Source organism: Kolteria novifilia (genome assembly GCA_007748055.1).
In the GTDB taxonomy this organism is placed as follows: domain Bacteria; phylum Planctomycetota; class Planctomycetia; order Kolteriales; family Kolteriaceae; genus Kolteria; species Kolteria novifilia.
This window is the reverse complement of sequence record CP036279.1, coordinates 6,243,192-6,261,247: the sequence shown is the minus strand read 5'-3', so window position 1 is coordinate 6,261,247 and position 18,056 is coordinate 6,243,192. Positions and strand designations below refer to the sequence as shown.

Here is an 18,056-nt window from a genome sequence, read left to right as displayed (position 1 = left end):
GGTCGAGCGGATGCCTCGCGAACCGGAGTTCGGACCAGACGATGGACCGCGCTCCCTTTCCCGAACGAACAGGACACGCACATGCGTCTTCAGGACAAGACCGCCTTGATCACGGGCGGTAGCCGGGGAATCGGCCGCGCGATCGCCAAGCGATTCGCCGACGAAGGAGCCAAGGTCGCGATCGTCTACAATCGCGGCAAGGAGCCCGCCGAGGAACTGGCCGCGCAGATCAAGGAGGCCGGCGGCGAGGCGCTGACCTTCCAGCACGACGTCAGCAACGCCGAAGGCGCGGGCGAGATTGTCGACCAGCTCGTCGAGAAGTGGGGAAAGCTCGACATCCTGGTCAACAACGCGGGGATCATCAAGGACGGGCTGTTCCTCCAGCTCGAGCCGGAGAACTGGGAAGCCGTCATCGACACGAACCTCAACGGCACCTTCTACTTCTGCAAGGCCGCCGCGCGAGCGATGATGGGCAAGCGATCGGGCTCGATCATCAACATGTCGAGCGTCGCCGCCCAGTTCAGTAACAAGGGGCAGTCGAACTACGCCGCCAGCAAGGCGGGGATCGAGGCCTTGACGCGCACCCTCGCCGCGGAAGTGGCGAGCCGGAAGATTCGCGTCAACGCGATCGCCCCCGGTTTCATTGAAACCGAGATGACCGAAACAGTTCGCTCGATGGCGGGCGACAAGATCAAGACGGCCATTCCGATGAAGCGGTACGGCCAGCCGGATGACATCGCCAACGCGGCGGTGTTTCTCGCTTCGGACGAGAGCACCTATGTTACCGGTACCGTCTTGACCGTAGATGGTGGGTTGCGACTCGGCGCGGTCGCCTAACCATTTGGAAGCACGACGGCAAGGCGAGTCGGTCGCGATGCCGATCGCGTGCTCAGTGCGTTGATTTGGTTTTGTTGTCTTGAAGGAGCGATCCATGTCGCAAGATGAGATTTTTCAGAAGGTCACGACCACGCTCGTGGATGCTTTGGGCGTTGAAGAAGACGAAGTGACTGCGGAGGCGACGCTGACGGGTGATCTAGGAGCCGAGTCGATCGACTTCCTCGATATCGTCTTCCGCCTCGAGAAGAACTTCGGCATCAAGATTCCGCGGGGCGATCTCTTCCCCGACGAGAAGCTCTTCTCCGATCCCAAGTTCGTCGCCAACGGCAAGATGACCGCCGAGGGCCTCGACGAGCTTCGCATGCGGATGCCCTACGCGGACATCAACTCGTTCGCCAACGATCCGAACGTGCAGCAGATCAGCAAGCTCTTCACGGTCGAGATGATCGTCCGTTACATCGAGAGCAAGCTCGCCGAGCCGGCCGACGCGTAAGTCCTCCCTCCCGCGTTTTGGCGGGAATTGGGACAAGTGTTGCCGCGGCAACGGAGCCGATGTCGGTCGCCCGCTTGGAATTCCCCGCGAGTTGGGGATGACGGAGCGTGTTGATGGGCTCGGTTTGAAAGAACGCTTGAGCGACCTGGACGATAGTCGACGCAAGCGTGGAAAAGACATTCGTGACGTCGGGCCCATGCGATTGAGCGAGCGCGAGAAGGATCTCTCGCGGAGGGGCCGTTCGCTCAATGTGGCTCGATCCTTTCGATTCGGCTGGTCAGGGAAGGGGATGCCGTGTGCCCTGGGGGTGTCACGAACGACCTCCCACCCGAAGGCATGGCGACCGTCGAGCGAAGTTTACGCGGGGAAAGAGTACCCCGCACATCGCTGTCGAGGCCTTAGCCGGCCTTGGATGCAGGGCCAGCGAGGGGAACGTCTGGTAAGGAACGCCACCTCGCGTCCCGCCCTTTGAGGACCAGTCCGATGCGTTGGATCTGGATAGATCACTTCGACGAGTTCCACAGCGGTCAGTCCGCGCGGGCCGTCAAAGTCGTCAGTGTGGCCGAAGACCACCTGCACGAGCAATTTCCCGGCTATCCGGTGATGCCGCACTCGCTTATTATCGAGGGGCTCGCCCAGACGGGTGGCATTCTCGTGGGTGAGGCGAACGATTTCTCCGAGAAGGTTGTCCTTGCGAAGATTCCCAAGGTCACCTTTCACGATCACGCGATCGCCGGCGATGTTCTCCACTACGAAGTGGAACTCGTCGAGTTGCGTGGCGAGGGAGGCATCGTCGACGCGAAGGTCTTCAAGAACGGCGAGCTGATGGTGGAATCGGAGATCGTCTTCGCCCATCTCGACAAGTCGAGAGGGATCGACGACGGTCTGAGTGCAAAGAACTTTGTCTTTACCAAGGACCACTTGATGGGACTGCTGAGGATGGCTCAGGGGTCTTACCAAGGTGGTGGTGGCGGAGCCAGTCGCGGCGTCGAAGAGACCCATCCAACCTCTGACGCGGTTGGAAATAATGGGCGTCCCTGAGCGAGCCTGAGGACTTCGTCTTTCAAAGGCATTACGACGGACGGCAAGAGATGAGCGGTTCCGATCGACGGATTGTGATCACCGGTTTGGGCGCCGTCACGCCGCTCGGCACGGGCAACGATACGGTTTGGCAAGCACTTGCGGCAGGCAAGAGCGGGATCATGCCGATCGAGTCGTTCCTGAGCGACGAGACCACGACGCGCATTGCTGGCGAAGTGCGCGACTTCGACCCGAAGAAATTCGTCAAACAGCGCAAGAGCCTCAAGGTGATGGCTCGCGATATCCAGCTCGCGGTGGGCGCCGCTCACCTCGCGGTGACCGATTCGACCATCGATCCCGAGAAGGTTGATCCCCTTCGCTTCGGGGTCTGCTTCGGCGCCAGCATGATCGCCAGCGATCTCGACGAGCTCGGCATGCCTGTCTCCGAGAGCATCAACGGCTCGCGCCGCTTCGACTTGAAGAAGTGGGGCGTCGAGGGAATGGAACAACTCTTCCCTCTCTGGATGCTCAAGTATCTCCCGAACATGCCCGCCTGCCACGTCTCGATCTTCTACGACGCGCAGGGGCCCAACAATTCGATCACCGCCGGCGAGGCCTCCTCGACCCTCGCGATGGGCGAGGCCTTTCGCGTCATCGAACGCGATTCGGCCGACGTCATGATCACCGGCGGCACCGACAGTAAGATCAATCCCCTGGCGATCGTTCGCTTGGCGCTGCTCGATCGCTTGACGCACCGCGGCGACGACCCGGCGAAAGCGAGCCGACCCTTCGACGCCGGCCATGACGGGCTCGTCCCCGGCGAGGGTTCCGCTTCGTTGGTCTTCGAGGAACTCGAGCATGCCAAGGCTCGGGGCGCGACGATCTACGGCGAGGTGACCGGCTTCGGCGTCAGTTGTCTTCCCAAGAAACATGGAACCGCCATCACCTCGGCGGTCAAACGAGCCCTCGCCGACGCCGGGATCGAAGCCTCCGACTTGGGCCACGTGATTCCGACCGGCACCAGTTGCCGCGACGAGGACCGGCTCGAATCGTTCGCCCTGGCGGAGATCCTCGGGGACTCGGCCAAGGACGTTCCGGTGGTCGCCTACAAGAGCTACACCGGACAGATCGGCGCGGGAAGCGGGTCGGTCGAGTTGCTCGCCAGTTTGCTGGGCCACAAGCACGGCGTGTTGCCGGCGACGCTCAACTACGAACGTCCCGATCCCGAGGCCGCCGAGCTCAAGGTGCTCCGCGAGCCGGTCGATTTCCCGAACAAGCCATTGTTGACGTACGACCTGAGCCACAGTGGTCAGTGTGGCGCTCTCGTGATCAACCCCTTCCAGGGCTAAGTTTCACGGTACACGAGCCGCGTTTGGCGCGATTAGGAACGGAAGATCATGCAACGACGCGTTGCCGTCACGGGCATCGGTATGATTGCCCCTCTCGGTCACGATCCCGAGTCGATCTGGAAAGCGCTCAAAGAGGGCAAGAGCGGCATCGATCGCATTTCTCTCTTCGATGCGTCCGAGTTTCCCACCAAGATCGCCGGTGAGGTCAAGGACTTCTCCCTCAACGAAGCGGGCGAGGAGGAGAAGGACTGGGTCTATTGCGGGCGAAATATCCAGTTCGCCATCACCGCCGCCAAGCAGGCGGTCGCCGACTCCGGCTTCCACGACAACGGCCACGAACCCGAACGGACCGGCATCTACCTCGGCGCCGGTGAGGGACGCCAGGACTTCTTCAACTTCGTCGAACTGATCGCCCACGCCTACGACCGCGAGGAGCGCGAAGTCGACACCGCCCAGTTCATCACCGAGGCGATGCAGCGCCTTCACGCGGTGCGCGAACTCGAACAAGAACCGGGCATGTCCGCCAGCCACCTTGCCGAGATGTTCGACGCCGAGGGCCCGAACCTCAACTGCTTGACCGCGTGTGCCGCCAGCAGCCAGGCGATCGGCGAAGCGACCGAGATCATTCGTCGCGGCGACGCCGACGTGATGATCTCCGGCGGCACCCACAGCATGATCCATCCCTTTGGTGTCTCCGGCTTCAACCTGCTGACGGCCCTGAGCACCAATAACGGCGCTCCGGCCCAAGCCAGTCGCCCCTTCGATCTCAATCGCGATGGCTTCGTCATTGGCGAGGGGGCCGGCATGCTCGTGCTCGAGGAGCTCGAGCGAGCCCGCAAGCGCGGCGCGAAGATCTACGGCGAGATCACCGGCTACGGCTCGACCGCCGACGCCTTTCGGATCACCGATACGCATCCGACCGGTCGCGGCGCGATCGCGTGCCTCAAGGAGGCGCTCAAGGACGCCAAGCTCAACCCGGAACAGATCAGCTACATCAACGCTCACGGGACCAGCACCGAAGTCAACGACCGGGTCGAGACGATCGCCGTCAAGGAGGTCTTCGGGGACGCCGCCTACAAGATTCCGGTGAGCAGCACCAAGAGCATGACGGGGCATCTGATTGCCGCCGCCGGCAGCGTGGAGTTGATCTTCATGTTGATGGCGATGAGCGAGAACATCGTTCCGCCGACGATCAACTACGATACGCCCGACCCCGAATGCGATCTCGATTACGTGCCCAACGAAGCAAGGGAGTGTCCGTTGACGCATTGCATCTCCAATAGTTTTGGATTTGGCGGACAGAACATCTCCCTGGTGGCGAGTCGGCTTGCCGATTGATCCTCGAAGGATCGGGAGAGGTTTGTTGGTACCCATGACGCGGTTCGGGTTCGCCGATCGTGCCGTCGAGCGAGAGGGGCGTCGGTCGTGAACTCCGCCCTTGTCACATTGCTGTATGTCCTTCTCAGTCTGGTTGGGCTGTTCCTGTTCCTATGGACGCTCTTGGCCTTTTGGGTCATTGGCCGCTACGGGCACTGGATCGTTCGCATCTTCGAAGAGAAACCGATGTTTCTCACGCATCAGGCCCAGCCGCATCCTGATGCCGAGGAAGTCGTCTTCGAGACCAAATCGGGCCGGAAGCTCGTCGGCAGCTACCTCAAGCACACGGGTCGGCAACGTCTCGGCGTCTTACTGCTCTGCCACGAGTTTCTCTGTAATCGCTGGACGTGTCTGCGCTACGCCGGCCATTTGCGCGAGGTCGGCTTCGATCTCTTCACCTTCGATTTCGGCGACACCGGCGATAGCGATCCGATCGAGGGCTACGACCCGCTTCAGTGGGTGACGAACTACGAGAAAGAGGATGTCCGCGCCGCGGTCCGCTACCTGGAAAGTCGCGAGGACCGCGATCCGCGTGGCATCGGCGCTTTTGGCGTCTCCAAGGGGGGCGGGGCGATCATCGCCGCGGCGGCCGACGAGCGGGCGATTCGCGCCGTCTGCACCGATGGGGCCTTTCCGACCCACTTGACGGTGACGCACTACATCAGCCGCTGGGCCGAAATCGTCGTCACGATGAAGACGTTTTACAACAACCTGCCGATCTTCTTCTTCGCGACGCTGACCGAACTGTTGATGTTGCGGATGCGGTTCCGGCGCAGCGTGCAGTACTTGCGGCTGGAACGGGCGATCGCGAAGTTCGGCTCGCGGCCGCTGTTGATCATTCACGGCAAGCGGGACAACTACATCAATCCGTGGATCGTCGAGCGTTTCTTCGAGTTCGCCCGCGATCCGAAGGAGCTGTGGTTCGTCAAGGGGGCCAAGCACAACGGCTGTCTCGATCAAGAGCCCGAGGTGTACCGGAGCAAGATCCGCGACTTCTTCGTCAAGGCGCTGGCTCCCGGCGGGGCCGATCCCACCGCCAGTTCGAAACAGCAGGATGCTTCCTCGCCATCTCCGGTCGCCGGTCCGTGATGCCTCGGCCCTGGCCGCTGGAACTCGCGGCGCTGGGTGATCCAAGGCCCGCGGAGCTTCCCGATTCCTCTCGGCTCACGGACTGAGCCCGTTGCCCAAAGCGACACGACCTCGAGGAACCTCGCGGTGGAGCGTCGGCAATCGGGAGCCTCGTCACGGCTCCTGGTCGAGAACCTCCCGCCGATGGGATTCCCCTCGCGAAAACTCTGTCTCCCCATGGGGGTGTTTCCATGTTTCGTCCGGTCAAATGGCTCCTCACGAAGATCGCGGCCAAGAAGGCCCACCGGGTCCGTGAGAAGTTTCACGCGCTCACCAACAACCCCATCGACACGCAGCGAAAGCGCCTCTTTTCTCTCATCGAGCGAAATCGAAACAGCGCCTTCGGCCGCGATCATCACTTTTCGGAGATCAAGACGGTCGCCGACTTTCGGCGTCATCTGCCGATCGCGACCTACGAGCAGTTTCACCCCTACATCGAGCGGGTGCGCCAGGGCGAAGTCGACGCGATGTTCGATAAGCAGCGCGTCGTGATGTTCGCGATGACCAGCGGCACCACCGCGACCCGCAAGTATGTGCCCGTAACCGAACAGTTCCTCAACGACTATCGGCGCGGTTGGCACATCTGGGGCATCCACATGTTCGAGGATCACCAAGAGCTCCTCTTCAAGACGATGCTCCAGTTCACTAGCGACTGGCAGGAATTCTCGGCCCCGTCGGGGATTCCCTGTGGCAGCATCAGCGGCCTGACGGTCCAGATGCAGATGTACGTCGTGCGCAAGACCTTCCTTCTCCCGCCGCCGGCCTCGAAGATCAAGGACATCCAGTCGAAGTACTACCTCGCGTGGCGACTCGGCTTGGTGCGCGACGCGAAGATCCTCTCGACCGCCAACCCGAGCACCGTGGTCAATTTCGGCCGGTTTCTCAACGAGCATCGCGAGCAACTTATCCGCGATGTCCACGACGGCACGCTCACCGCGCCGGGCGAGATCCCCGAGGGGATCTACAAGACCGAACGCAAGCGACTGCGCGCGATGCCCGAACGGGCCCGCGAACTCGAGAAGATCGTCGAACGCGAAGGGCGGCTTCTGCCCAAAGATGTCTGGCCCAACTTGGGGCTGCTTTGCAACTGGACCGGCGGAAGCGTCGCCAACTACATGCGGCACTATCCGGAACTCTACGGCGAGCACGGCGTGCGCGATATCGGCCTGATCGCCAGCGAGGGTCGGATGACGATTCCGATCGCCGATGGAACGCCCGCCGGCGTCCTCGAGATCACCTCGAGCTTCTTCGAGTTCGTCCCCGTCGAGGAGATGGATTCCGCCGATCCGACGGTGCTCGAGTCGCACGAGCTGCAAGAGGGCAAGGACTACTACATCCTGCTGACGACCTCCAGCGGCCTCTACCGCTACAACATCTACGACGTCGTCCGCTGTGTCGGCTGGCACAACAAGACGCCGCTCTTAGCCTTCCTGAACAAGGGGGCGAACTTCTCGAACCTCACCGGCGAGAAGATCTCCGAGCACCAGGTGGTCAATGCCGTCTCCGCGGCGCTGGCGAAGTGCGAGCACAAGCTCAACGCCTTCGCGCTGGCTCCCTGCTGGCACGATCAAATGCCTTACTATGGGCTCTTCGTCGAGGAGTCCGACTTCGCCGACCGGGAGCATGCCCAACGTTTCGCGGGAGTCGTCGAACGCGAGCTCCAGGTTCAAAACAGCGAGTACGAGTCAAAACGCGAGACAGCCCGACTTGGCCCGATCCAGATCAAGCTCCTTCCCGCCAAAGCCTGGCGGCAATGGGATCGCGAACGCCTCAAGCGAACCGGCGGCACCGCGGAACAGTACAAACACCCTTGCCTGATCGCCGACACGGAGTTCGCCGACTCGATTCCGCTCGTCGATCAAGTGACGCAAACGACGGGTTGATGCTTCGCCGTGTCGTTCGGCTCTCCTCACAGTCAAAAGATTGCCCCGTGAACCAAGACGCTCATCAACTCCGATCCCCGCAGCCGCTACCGGAGAACATCCGCTCGATCCAGCCTGGCGGAGGATGGGGCCAGGCCCTGGAGCTGGCGTGGGGACGTTGGCGGCGAGCTTTCCTGAAGACCTGCTTTCCCGGCTACGTGAAACGGATGCGATCGCTCCTCAAGGGTGACGCGTCGACCTGCCCCGTGGAGGTCATCGATAGCCGCGACTTGAAGTTCTTCCGCAACGTCGCCGACTGTTGGTTCGAGCCCGAGGACGATCCCTACCGGTGGCGCGAACGGATTCCGCTGGCCCGTTGGGGGCTGGCGGAGGTCGTCGTCTTCGGGATGCCGACGGTCCTGTTGACGATCCTCTTTCTGAGCGGGGTGCTCGTTTCCCCTTGGTGGGCGCTCGTGCCGGGGGCGGCCGCGGCGTTCGTCTTCTACTTCTTTCGCGACCCCGAACGCCCCATTCCCGGCGACGCGGCGACACTCGTCAGTCCCGCCGATGGGAAGGTCGTCCAGATCGAGGAAATCGACGACGATCCCTTTCTGGGGCAACCCGGCGTCAAGATCGGCATCTTCCTGTCGGTCTTCAACTGTCACGTCAATCGCGCGTCGCTCGCCGGTCAGGTCATGCGGCTCGACTACCGCAGGGGGCAATTCGCGAACGCACTCTTCGAGCACTCCGCGGAGGTCAACGAACGGCTGCAAATCGAGATGGTCGAGACGACCGCGCCCTTTCGGCCGATCGTCATTCGCCAAATCGTCGGCGCGATCGCGCGGCGGATCGTCTGCGATCTGCGGCCGGGGCAGGAAGTCGAGCGGGGCGCGCGGATTGGTATGATAAAATTTGGGTCGCGAACCGAATTGATCGTGCCGCGGGAGGATCTGGTCCTCTCGGTCAAGGTGGGCGATCGCATCAAGGGAGGCGCCACCGAGATTGGACACTACGCGCCGTAAATCAGCACGTCGCCGCCGTCGTCGTCGACGAACGGTCGCGGTCGTCCCGTCGCTCTTCACGCTCGCCAACGGCGTGTGTGGCTTCGCGTCGATCATCATGGCCAGCCGGATCCAACCGGCGGTCTTGATGACCGGGGGCGAGGGCTACGCCGAGGCGATGACCGACTTGGGGATCGCGGGCTGGTTGCTCGTCGCGGGGATGGTCTTCGACGTCCTGGATGGCCGGATGGCACGGTTGGCCAACGCCGCCAGTCGCTTCGGAGCGGAACTCGACAGCCTCTGCGATGTCGTCTCGTTCGGGGCGGCGCCGGCGTTCTTGCTGCTCAAGCTCGGCCCGACGCGGGCCAATCCGCTTCTCTACAAGATCCTGTTTCTCGCCGCGACCTTCTACGTGATCTGCACAATCCTGCGGCTGGCACGCTTCAACATCGAGACCGACGTCGACGAGGAGAGCCATCGCTATTTCAAGGGGCTGCCTTCGCCGGCGGCGGCGGGATGTCTCGCCTCGATCGCGATCATGCGCAGTCACCTCTACGGGCAGCATGGCGTTCTTGACGTCGAGTATCTCGGTCGTATGGTCGGCAACGCGCTGCCCTTCGCGACCATCCTTCTGGCGCTTCTGATGGTGTCGAACATCACGTATCTTCACGTCGTCAACCAGAAGATTCGAGGCCGGCACTCGTTCAACCACCTCGTGATGCTGGTAATCATGGTTGGGTTCGCGCTGCTGCTTCCCGAGTTGTCGTTGGTGCTCGGGTTCTGGGGCTTCGCGCTGGTGGGGCCAGTTCGCGCCGGCGTCTTGCGGTGGGGATGGCTCCCTCGAAAAGAGCCCACCAGTCGCTACTCGACGCGCGACGAGGAGACGTCGCCCGAGGAGGAACGCGATCCGATGGATGAACTCTACCCGCGTCCCACGGACGAGAATTGCTAAGATAGTCCCCGGAAGACCCCTCTTCTACCCTCGGAACTCACAAACCCGCTCGTCCGGGCACCTGGCGGCCCTTTCCCTTGGAGTGTTCGATGTTTACCGGCCTGGTCGAATCACTGGCGACGGTCGTCGACGTGCGCGACGATGCCAATGGCCGCAAGCTGACAGTGACGACGTCGGACTTGGCCGGCGAGTTGACGCTCGGCGAGAGCATCGCGATCAATGGCTGTTGCCTGACGGTCGTTCATTTCACCGAGGAGTCGGCGACCTTCGAGGCCGGTCCGGAGACGTTGGCCAAGACCAACCTCGGCGAGTTGCTCGCCGGTTCGCGCGTCAACCTCGAGCGGGCCCTGCGCGTTGACGGTCGGCTTGGCGGGCATCTCGTTCAGGGACACGTCGACGGCGTCGGCACCGTTGAGCGGCGCGAGACGCAGGGAGAGTGGGAGACGATCTGGTTCAACGTCGGGGCGCTCGCCCGCCAGATGGTGCCCAAGGGCTCGGTCACCGTCGACGGTGTCAGCTTGACCCTCGTGGAGGTGACCGAGACCTCCTTTAGCGTGGCGTTGATTCCACACACGTTGGCGGCGACGACGTTGGGGAGCCACCGACCCGTGGGAGCACGCGTGAACATCGAGACAGACATTCTGGGCAAGTACGTTCTCAAGCTCCTCGGCCAGTTCGCGGGCGGGTTGAGCCTCGAGACCCTTCGCTCGGCAGGGATGGCCCCATGACCGAAGAACACGAAGACCGGCAGGAAACGGTCTCCTACCCGCGTCCGACCCGCACGTACCTCAAGGGGCTGCTCGATTCGTTCGGGCTGCGTCCCCGGCGGCAGTACGGGCAGAACTTCCTGATCGATTTGAATCTTCTGGAACTGCTGGCACGCACCGCGGAGATTGGCCCGAACGACGTTGTCCTTGAGGTCGGCGCCGGTACCGGCGGACTGACAAACCGGCTCGCCGATCTCGCGCGCGAAGTCGTCTCCGTCGAGATCGACCCCGGCTTCTACGAACTCGCCCGCAAGGAGACGCGCGCTCGCCCGAACCTCACGCTCTTGCACATGGACGCCCTCAAGGGGAAGAATCGAGTTCAGCCGGAGGTGCTGACCGCGCTCGAGGAGGCGATGCGTCGGGCGGAAGCGTCGAGCTACAAGCTGGTCGCCAATCTTCCGTACGATGTCGCCGCGTCGCTTGTCGGGAACTTGCTGCTCGAGCGTCTCGAGGTCGACTCGATGACGATGACGGTCCAACTCGAGGTCGGCGAGCGCTTGGTGGCGGAGCCTGGCTCGAAGGACTACGGCCCCTTGAGCGCTCTGGTCGCCAGCGTCGGGGAGGGGCGGATCGTCCGCCAGATGCCGCCGAGTGCTTTTTGGCCTCGTCCGAAGGTGACCTCGGCGATCGTTCGCATCGACGTCGACGCGCAACGGCGTTCGGATTTGGAGGAACTGTCGGCGCAGCATCGGTTTGTTCGCGATCTCTTCACACACCGTCGCAAGAGCTTGCGCGCCGCCCTGATCTCCTTGCCGCGCTACAAACCTCTCAAAGCGAGAATGACCGATCTATTGGAGTCGGTGGGAGTTACAGGGGACGGCCGCGCGGAGCAACTCAGTCCCGCTGAGTTGGTCCGCATCCGACACGTGCTGGAAAAGACCCTCAATTCGGATGTGTGAATTGGAGGACTTGCCCCATGCCCGTCCCGTGTCTAAAGTTTTCGACTGGGCATCTCGACGAACGGACCTCTGGTTCGGCTCGTCGTGATTGCGTGCTCCACCCAACCGGCAGAGCAAGGAGCCGCGCTCGTGAGCGAGCCGATCGGCCAATATAAAGTCCTAGGAGAGCTCGGCTCGGGCGCCAGTAGCCGAATTTTCAAGGTCCGTCTCGAGAGCGACGGCAAGGAGTACGCCCTCAAGGTCATCTCCGTCAGTTCTTCCGAGGATCGCAAGTTCGTCGCTCAAGCCGAACGCGATTACGAGGTCTCCTCCGAACTCAAGCATCCCAGCCTCGTTCGCAGCTACGCCTTCGAAACCAACCGGCGAATGTTCCGCACGACCGGGGCGAAGCTGCTGATGGACTACGTCGATGGTCGTCCGCTGACGTTGGTGACCAAGCTCCCGATGATCAAGCTGGTCAAGATCTTCTACGAGGTCTCCGACGGGCTGGTCTACCTGCATCGCAAGGGGATCTACCACGCCGACATCAAGCCCGACAACATCATGGTCACGAGCGAGGTGAAGGCGAAAGTGATCGACTTCGGTCTCGCGTGGAAGTCGGGTGAATCGAAGGACCGTGTTCAGGGGACGCTGGAGTTCCTGGCCCCCGAGCAGGCCCAAAAGAAGATCGTCAACGCGTCGACCGACATCTTTAATCTCGGGGCGACGATGTACCGCGTCTTCACCGGCAAGCCGATCCTCTCGGAGATTCGCCGTGCCGACTCGAAGGAGAAGATCCTTCAGGTCGACACCCTCGTCAGACCGGTGCGCAAGGAGAACCACGACGTTCCGAAGGAACTCGATCTCCTGATTCGCAAGTGCGTCAAGCGAGCCGCTTATAATCGACCTGTAAACATGAAGGAAGTTCGCAACGAGCTTCGCAAGATCGGCCTGAAGCTCTCCCGAGCCAACCGCAAGTCGAGCACGTAGGGGTCGCTTGGTTCCCTCCTCCCCGATGGTTCCCTTCTCCCGGTGCGAGAAGGGTTGGGAATGAAGGGTTCCTACAAGAGTGACGTCGACCGTCGGGTGAACCTTTTGAACTGCCGACGTCGAGCGTGAACCTTTTGAACTGCCCACGTCGAGCGTGAACCTTTTGAACTGCCCACGTCGAGCGTGAACCTTTTGAACTGCCCGCGTCGAGCGTGGGCATACTGGCACCCCGCACCCAAGCGACTGTCTGCAACGATTGGACCGATCAGGATGCTGCTAGGTGGAGGAGGGATTCGTCGTCGGCGCGGCGTCATCCTCTTGCCCGAACTCCCGAGCGACCAAGCGGGTCAACTCATCGAGCGGCAGCGCGATCTGGCGTTCGCCGGTGTGAATGATGACGGTGTTCTGTCGGCCGAGGCAGGAGACGGTGAAGCGTTCGCGCGGACTGAAGCGAAGTTGAATCGACCCGTTGAACCCGGTCTTCGAACTCCGGAGATTGGCCTGGTGCCGGACACCCTTGTTGTCGTCAAGGTCGACTTTGAGTTCGTGGATCATCGGGCGTGGCCTTGAAGGAAAGGAGGTCTCGGTTCGCTAACGCTCGGTCGGTTCGCTTGCGTCTGGTCGGTTCACTTACGCACGTTCGGTCCGCTTACGCTCGGACTCCCTTCGCAAGAGGAGAAAGGAGACCGACGACACCTCCCTCCATTTAAGGCCTGACTCGGGTTGCCGTCAACGTTGGACATCGCCCCCGGGCGCATGCGGGCCCGGCGCGCGGCGGTATAACCGTGACGACGGCGCCGGGATGATCGCTGGAGGTAGGTCGAGGATGGCTGGCGAGAATCAGTCATGCGGGAACGACGGTCCCGTCGTCGTCGCGCCAATGGGCGACTCGCTAGAACCCGTTCTTCTCGACGATTTCATTCCCGCTCCGGGTTCCGATCGCACGCCAGATTTCGAGGTCGACACTGTTGGAGATGGTGCGGCAAGAGCCATCCATGAAGAGGGCGTTGACCATCCCTGGATGGTAGCTACGCGAGGTGACCGCGGCATACGTCGGTTCGGTGGAGCTCGTTCCCTCCTGACGCGAGTTGTAGTCGATGTCGTAGTCGCGGCTGTCGGAGTGGGTGTAGTTGACCACGGTGTTTGGCGTGAAGACGGTCGTGATGCCGCTATGGTGGACGCGGCCGTCGGGCCACTCCGTGTGTCCCGTGTTGTCGTTCGTGTTCGGCCCCAGCTTGAACTGCGCGCCCGAGGAGAATCCCGCGACCGTCGCCGGGGTTGAGGGAACCGTTGCTCCCGGATCGGACGAGTTTCTGAAGTAGGGAGTGAAGGCCTTCACCTCGGTGGCGGCGAGGGTGGAACTGGTCCCATCGGTGAAGCTACCAACGTTGAGACTGCTGTTGACGAAGAAGGCCCCATCCCCGCCTTGTCCATTGGTCGGGTTCCAGACCATCCAGGTGCCGAAGTTGAAGCCGTAGGTTTGCGGGTAGACCCTCGGCTGGCCGCTGCTGTCGAGCCGCATCTGATCGTGAACCTCGCTCGGACAGAGGTAAGTGGGGATGCGAAGGGTCGGGACACCGCTGGCCAACTGGGTGCCCCAGTCAACGTCGAGCTGAACTCGATCGTAGGCCGAAGCTCCCTCGAGATAGGGCAAGAGCCGCCCGTGAATCGACCAGGAGGAGTTGCCGGTGATCGACGAACCGGTGTTGAACGCGGCGCTGGGGGGAAAGAACCCGTTGGCGTCGAGGTAGTTGTGCAATGCGTTGCCGATTTGCCGCAGGTTGCTGATGCACTGAGTTCGCCGAGCGGCTTCGCGCGCTTGCTGGATCGCGGGCAAGAGCAGGGAGACGAGAACCCCGATGATGGCGATCACGACGAGGAGTTCGACGAGCGTGAAGCCTCGGAGCGAGGGGCGACGGTGCGGCATGGCTGGCCTTTCGCTGGCGGACGCGTTTCGTTCGGTTGACGTCCCGAAAAGATCGTCGATCCGGTGAGTCGGAAAATGGCGGAGGGAACGAACAAACGTGGTCAGTTCACTTCTTCAGAACGAGAAGCGATTCCTGTGCCAACGTGATGGGTTGCTGTTCGACGCAAATTCAGACGTCAATGGAAGGCGGCAAACTGGCCGTGGGGAAAAAGTGGCCGCGGCGCGGCGAAAAAATGATCGCGAGTCGGTTCGAACTGGTCGGAAGCAGTCACTCAACGCCGTAGCGGTTGAGCTTCTTTCGAACGGTGGTGCGATTGAGCCCGAGCCAGTTGGCGGCCTCCTGGCGACTCCCGTCGACGCGGCGAAGTGTCTCCTCGAGCAGCGCCGGCTCTACCTGGGCGAGGAGTCGATCGTAGAGATCGCGCGGGGGGAGTTCCTCCTGCGCGAGCAGCTCGCGCAACCAGGCCCGGACCGCGTGGGGAAGCGAGTCGACGGAACCACGACTAGTCGGACGAGAGTGCTCGCTGAAGTGGTCGGGGAGCAGGGGGCCGCCCCGAGCGACGAGCGCCGCCGACTCGAGGGCGTTGCGCAGTTCGCGAACGTTGCCGATCCAGGGGCCCTTCAACAAGTGAGCGTACACCTCCTCGGAGACGTGACTCACGCGCGGCGTGATCTGGGAGAGAAAGTGGTCCGCCAAGAGGGGGATGTCCTCGCGGCGATCCCGTAGCGGGGGAATCTCGATATCGAAGACGCGAAGCCGATAGTAAAGGTCGCGGCGAAACGTCCCTTCCTCGACCAGTCGAGCAAGGTCTTGATGGGTCGCGGCGAGAATGCGGACATCGGGATGGGTCACCCGTCCGCTCCCAACCGGCATGACCTCGCGCTGTTCCAAGAGCCGCAGGAGCTTCACTTGGACCAGGGGCGGGATCTCGGCGACTTCGTCGAGGAAGAGGGTGCCGCCATCGGCGAGGGAGATGAGTCCTTCGCGATGGTCCGAGGCGCCGGTGAAGGCCCCTTTGACGTGTCCGAAGAGTTCGCTTTCGACCAACGAGGGCGAAAGGGCGCCGACGTGGACGGGGACAAAGGGCTTGTTGCCTCTTCTGCCGTGACGGTGGATCGCTTGCGCGACCAGATCCTTGCCGACACCACTCTCGCCGGTGATCAGGACGGTGGCGTCACTTTGGGCGGCGAGGGCGATGCGCTTGAAGACCTCCTGCATCGGGGCGCTTTGGCCGAGGAGCGACTCGAAACCCTGACTCGATGTCGGTGAGGAGAGGTTCCCGTGTTCGGCGGTGTCGAGAGCGAGCTTGACCGACTTGAGGGCATCGTCGAGGTCGAACGGCTTCGTTAAGTAGTCGAACGCGCCCTTCTCGATCGCGGAGACCGCCGTCGAGAGTTGGCCGTAGGCGGTCATGACGATGATCGGCACGCGTGGGGCCAGTTCGCGGAACGAGTCCATCGCGGTCAGTCCATCCATCCCCGGAAGGCGGACGTCTAGCAGAATCGCACGCGGCGGTGTTTGCCGACAGCGTTCGATCGCCTGTTCCGCCGAGGCCGCCGTCTCGGTCTTGCGACCCTCCGAAGCCAAGGCCCGTGAGAGCGACCAGCAGACCGCGTGCTCATCGTCGACAATCAAGACATCACACGCATCATCGTTTTGCTTCATCGAACTCTTCTCTTCGGAGGCCATGGTCTCGACTGGTTCGTTCCTTGCCCAAGGGACTCTTGGGTGTTGTGCCCACGCGGCGCGTGGGCATGCGGGATACGTCCTTGATTCGGCAAGACATCTTGTCATGAACTTGCAACTAGGAGCCAACCGCTCTGTTCCAACTTGAAGTTGGTGATCGCGCAACCCCAACAGTCCGTTGATTTAAGCGTGCCAGGGCGAGCCATGTTTGCCAGGATCAAGGAGCAAAAACACAGGCGAATCCGTAGATTCGTCGAGCCTTTTCAGCGCCGAGATTGGTCAAAAGAGCCGTTCGCGGCCGGCAGCGAATAGATCAACGGGCCGCCAACCCTTTGGCACTGGCTGACAAGCAGCCAGTGGCACCCTAAAGCTTAGAAGAACCAGCACGCTCGCGCTCGTGTTGCTTGGGGATCGTCACTTCAAAACGCGTCATTCCGTCCTCACGCGTCCAAGTGATCGAGCCGCCCCGGCGCTGGACCACGGTCTTGGTCACGGCCAACCCGAGACCGATCCCGTCCTTCCGCCCGGTGACGAACGGATCGTAGACCGTCTCGAGAATCTCCTCGGGAAGACCCGGTCCCGTGTCGCGAACGATGAGGACGACGTGATCATTCTTACCGGTCGTTTCCCCATCGTCTCGCACCGGCGCCGTCAACTCAATCGCGACTTGTCCGGAAGTGCCGACCGCGTGGATCGCGTTGTCGACCAGATTGATCGCCACTTGGAGCCACTCCTGGGCGTGTCCCTCCACCGTGCACGAGGGCGACGTCACGCACGTCAGCTCGATCCCCTGATGGCGGCAGCGTGGCCGAAAGAGCGCCGCCGTCTCCTCAATCACCTCGCTCAAGTCGCACTGGGCCGCTCGGCCGCGGTCGCCTTCCCCTTGGGAGAGAAAGTGATGCAACCGCTCGTCGAGCATCCGCAGTTCGCGAAGCGCGACGTCGAGCCCCTCGCGCTCGGCGTCGGCATCGACTTCGCGCAAATGGGACTGGATCGCCAGTCGAGCGCCCGCCAAGCCGTTACGCATCTGGTGAGCGAGGCCGCCACCGACTTGCTCTAAGAGACGCAGACGCTCGGTTCGCTTGATCGTCTCTTCGTAGCGGGCCAGTCGAGCCGCCATGTCGTTGATCGAGTTGGTCAGGTCGGTGATCTCGTCGTCGACGGGACCTCGTTCGAGAGGTTGATAGTCACCCCCCACGATGTCGCTCGTTCGTGCCGAAAGCGTCTGGACGCGACGGCTGATGCGGTGGGCGACGGCGGTGACCGCCACGATCGCTAAGATCCCTCCCACCAGCGAGGTGATCGTGGTGGTTCGGAGGGCGTCGCGGTAGCTTGCTCGCAGCCCCGTATCGGCGCGCAGAACGACGAGCACGTCCCCGGGCGAGCTTGGTCGCTCGAGCCGGAACGCGTCGTAGCGATAGCCGATACCATCGACGGAGATCGACCGGTCGAGCCGGAGGGCGCCAGTGTCGCCACTGGCCGTCCGGCGCCCTAGATCGCTCGGAATCGACTCGCTCGATAGAGTTCCCTTGGCCGACCCGTCCCGCAACAGGACAAAGTCGAACCCGGAGAACTGCTTGATCTGTTCCAGGATCGGAAGGGTGAGGGGATACGAGGCCTCTTGGATAGAACGGGCCGTATCTCTCATCTGCGATTCGAGTTGGGTCGTTGCGGCATGCTCGGCGGTTTGGAGAGAAAACCACGCTCCGGCGAGGATGAGGCCGAGCACCAGCACGACGATCGGCCCCACCAGTTGCGTTTGAACGGTCCACCGCATGGCGTGATGTC

General features: G+C 62.3%; 16 protein-coding genes. 12 read left to right on the top strand and 4 right to left on the bottom strand.

Going from position 1 to position 18,056, the window contains the following annotated elements:
• The first annotated feature begins 81 nt into the window (after positions 1–81).
• The 12 genes from fabG to Pan216_RS23010 all read left to right on the top strand — a co-directional run bounded on the left by fabG (position 82) and on the right by Pan216_RS23010 (position 12,654).
• Positions 82–837, top strand: coding sequence for a 3-oxoacyl-[acyl-carrier-protein] reductase (gene fabG / locus Pan216_RS23065; RefSeq protein WP_145261809.1), 756 nt, complete (start codon positions 82–84; stop codon positions 835–837).
• Between the two features lie 94 nt (positions 838–931).
• A complete protein-coding gene (locus Pan216_RS23060) occupies positions 932–1,330 on the top strand; it encodes an acyl carrier protein (protein ID WP_145261807.1) in 399 nt (132 codons plus the stop codon).
• A 483-nt stretch (positions 1,331–1,813) separates the two neighbouring features.
• Entirely contained in the window at positions 1,814–2,371 is a 558-nt protein-coding gene (locus Pan216_RS23055) for a 3-hydroxyacyl-ACP dehydratase FabZ family protein (protein WP_145261805.1), read from the top strand.
• A 50-nt stretch (positions 2,372–2,421) separates the two neighbouring features.
• The gene (locus tag Pan216_RS23050) at positions 2,422–3,699 is read left to right on the top strand and encodes a beta-ketoacyl-[acyl-carrier-protein] synthase family protein (protein ID WP_145261803.1); all 1,278 of its coding nucleotides are present in this window, start codon (positions 2,422–2,424) and stop codon (positions 3,697–3,699) included.
• Positions 3,700–3,747: 48 nt separating this feature from the next.
• Positions 3,748–5,037, top strand: coding sequence for a beta-ketoacyl-ACP synthase II (gene fabF, locus Pan216_RS23045; protein WP_145261801.1), 1,290 nt, complete (start codon positions 3,748–3,750; stop codon positions 5,035–5,037).
• An 87-nt stretch (positions 5,038–5,124) separates the two neighbouring features.
• Positions 5,125–6,165: an alpha/beta hydrolase gene (locus tag Pan216_RS23040; protein ID WP_145261799.1), complete on the top strand. Its 1,041-nt coding sequence runs from the start codon at positions 5,125–5,127 to the stop codon at positions 6,163–6,165.
• Between the two features lie 230 nt (positions 6,166–6,395).
• Positions 6,396–8,087, top strand: coding sequence for a GH3 auxin-responsive promoter family protein (locus Pan216_RS23035; RefSeq protein WP_145261797.1), 1,692 nt, complete (start codon positions 6,396–6,398; stop codon positions 8,085–8,087).
• Between the two features lie 47 nt (positions 8,088–8,134).
• Positions 8,135–9,088, top strand: a complete 954-nt coding sequence (locus Pan216_RS23030; protein WP_419192884.1) for a phosphatidylserine decarboxylase — start codon at positions 8,135–8,137, stop codon at positions 9,086–9,088.
• Entirely contained in the window at positions 9,069–10,019 is a 951-nt protein-coding gene (gene pssA, locus Pan216_RS23025; RefSeq protein WP_419192883.1) for a CDP-diacylglycerol--serine O-phosphatidyltransferase, read from the top strand. The genes Pan216_RS23030 and pssA overlap by 20 nt, the downstream gene beginning before the upstream one ends.
• A gap of 89 nt (positions 10,020–10,108) precedes the next feature.
• Entirely contained in the window at positions 10,109–10,747 is a 639-nt protein-coding gene (locus Pan216_RS23020; protein WP_145261790.1) for a riboflavin synthase, read from the top strand.
• On the top strand, positions 10,744–11,685 hold the full coding sequence (gene rsmA / locus Pan216_RS23015) for a 16S rRNA (adenine(1518)-N(6)/adenine(1519)-N(6))-dimethyltransferase RsmA (RefSeq protein WP_145261788.1): 942 nt from the start codon (positions 10,744–10,746) through the stop codon (positions 11,683–11,685). The genes Pan216_RS23020 and rsmA overlap by 4 nt, the downstream gene beginning before the upstream one ends.
• Positions 11,686–11,814: 129 nt before the next feature.
• A complete protein-coding gene (locus Pan216_RS23010) occupies positions 11,815–12,654 on the top strand; it encodes a serine/threonine protein kinase (RefSeq protein WP_419192882.1) in 840 nt (279 codons plus the stop codon).
• A 276-nt stretch (positions 12,655–12,930) separates the two neighbouring features.
• Here the strand turns inward: Pan216_RS23010 and Pan216_RS23005 are convergent, their stop codons facing one another.
• From Pan216_RS23005 to Pan216_RS22990, 4 genes are all read right to left on the bottom strand, one after another.
• Positions 12,931–13,209 (bottom strand): hypothetical protein, encoded by a 279-nt coding sequence (locus Pan216_RS23005; protein WP_145261785.1) that lies wholly within the window; start codon positions 13,207–13,209, stop codon positions 12,931–12,933.
• Positions 13,210–13,546: 337 nt separating this feature from the next.
• Positions 13,547–14,581: a DUF1559 family PulG-like putative transporter gene (locus tag Pan216_RS23000; RefSeq protein WP_145261783.1), complete on the bottom strand. Its 1,035-nt coding sequence runs from the start codon at positions 14,579–14,581 to the stop codon at positions 13,547–13,549.
• A 268-nt stretch (positions 14,582–14,849) separates the two neighbouring features.
• Entirely contained in the window at positions 14,850–16,247 is a 1,398-nt protein-coding gene (locus Pan216_RS22995; RefSeq protein ID WP_145261781.1) for a sigma-54-dependent transcriptional regulator, read from the bottom strand.
• 385 nt (positions 16,248–16,632) lie between these two features.
• Positions 16,633–18,045 (bottom strand): sensor histidine kinase, encoded by a 1,413-nt coding sequence (locus tag Pan216_RS22990; RefSeq protein WP_419192881.1) that lies wholly within the window; start codon positions 18,043–18,045, stop codon positions 16,633–16,635.
• Positions 18,046–18,056: the final 11 nt, after the last annotated feature.

Excerpts from the sequence above, each read along its gene's own strand:
- Pan216_RS23020 (WP_145261790.1), top strand. The coding sequence starts at position 10,109 with ATGTTTACCGGCCTGGTCGAATCACTGGCGACGGTCGTCGACGTGCGC.
- Pan216_RS23050 (WP_145261803.1), top strand. The coding sequence starts at position 2,422 with ATGAGCGGTTCCGATCGACGGATTGTGATCACCGGTTTGGGCGCCGTC.
- Pan216_RS22995 (WP_145261781.1), bottom strand. The coding sequence starts at position 16,247 with ATGAAGCAAAACGATGATGCGTGTGATGTCTTGATTGTCGACGATGAG.
- Pan216_RS23055 (WP_145261805.1), top strand. The coding sequence starts at position 1,814 with ATGCGTTGGATCTGGATAGATCACTTCGACGAGTTCCACAGCGGTCAG.
- Pan216_RS23005 (WP_145261785.1), bottom strand. The coding sequence starts at position 13,209 with ATGATCCACGAACTCAAAGTCGACCTTGACGACAACAAGGGTGTCCGG.
- rsmA (WP_145261788.1), top strand. The coding sequence starts at position 10,744 with ATGACCGAAGAACACGAAGACCGGCAGGAAACGGTCTCCTACCCGCGT.
- fabF (WP_145261801.1), top strand. The coding sequence starts at position 3,748 with ATGCAACGACGCGTTGCCGTCACGGGCATCGGTATGATTGCCCCTCTC.
- Pan216_RS23000 (WP_145261783.1), bottom strand. The coding sequence starts at position 14,581 with ATGCCGCACCGTCGCCCCTCGCTCCGAGGCTTCACGCTCGTCGAACTC.
- Pan216_RS22990 (WP_419192881.1), bottom strand. The coding sequence starts at position 18,045 with ATGCGGTGGACCGTTCAAACGCAACTGGTGGGGCCGATCGTCGTGCTG.
- Pan216_RS23035 (WP_145261797.1), top strand. The coding sequence starts at position 6,396 with ATGTTTCGTCCGGTCAAATGGCTCCTCACGAAGATCGCGGCCAAGAAG.
- fabG (WP_145261809.1), top strand. The coding sequence starts at position 82 with ATGCGTCTTCAGGACAAGACCGCCTTGATCACGGGCGGTAGCCGGGGA.
- Pan216_RS23060 (WP_145261807.1), top strand. The coding sequence starts at position 932 with ATGTCGCAAGATGAGATTTTTCAGAAGGTCACGACCACGCTCGTGGAT.